We start from the raw sequence: 836 nt of genomic DNA on the forward strand, positions 1-836 counted from the left end.
CCTGAAGCCTTTTTTTGATGAGGAGGAATATTCTGCTGGAGAACAACTGGTTCAGGGTAATTGCGCGGTCCGTCATGGCATTCGGCATAATACAGGTCCTCATAGGGAAACCGGACAACAGTGATGCTGTTGCGCTCTCCCTCGAGGATTGCGGGTAACCCGAGATCCGAGGTATCTGGCGTTCTGAGTGCCACGCTGCTCAAGTGGGTTACCCCACTGATCTGCGCAAGCTGATGCTCCAGGGCCTTGTCGGCATCGATGCGTTTCTGACGCATCATTTGCTACCTCCGTGCAGTTGGCCACACTGCGGTTTTGTTTCGTCGCCCGGCTGGCTGGGCCGGGGACGGGATTGCAGGCTGCGAAATTGCAGCCTGCGTTGTTGGATTGCTACGCCACCTCCTTGCCGCCTTCCCAGGTCACGTCCTTGTCGTAGTCCTTGTAGACACCACGTCCGCCATGTCTTTGTCAGTGAGAATCTTTGCCATGGTGTTCTTCATTGGCTGCCCAGGCCATTGTTAAATAAAACAACACCGGTGGGCAGCCGGTGTCGTGTTCAATATCCTCTTTCGCTGTTTGACTATCGCGGTGGTTATTCCTTCTCCCTGGCACAACAGAAAATTGCTAGTTCCTCCAAGAAGCGGATGTAGCTGTCTGCTGTGTTGATGAGGAAGCTGTCCTCGCAGTCGATAAGATTGGCCTCTACCGCACGGCGCACGATATCCGCCATGCGGTCAGTGAGTCCTTTACTGTAGTTTGCTGCTTGTTCTGCCGTAGGATTTATGATGCCCGTATGGCCCTGGGTGAGCTCATGGGCCATAATTTCGTCAGGCGTCCAG

At 54.2% G+C, this 836-nt stretch carries 2 protein-coding genes; both read right to left on the reverse strand.

Translation table 11 applies throughout. The annotated features are described in order from the left end of the window. The coding region (locus ACOCD2_RS22895; RefSeq protein ID WP_419590511.1) for a hypothetical protein at positions 1-278 on the reverse strand (278 nt) is incomplete at its 3' end. 311 nt (positions 279-589) lie between these two features. After that, on the reverse strand, positions 590-836 hold a 247-nt coding region (locus ACOCD2_RS22900; protein ID WP_293653702.1), incomplete at its 5' end, for a hypothetical protein.

The organism is Thiolapillus sp., assembly GCF_048562965.1.
GTDB lineage: Bacteria > Pseudomonadota > Gammaproteobacteria > Chromatiales > Chromatiaceae > Thiolapillus > Thiolapillus brandeum_A.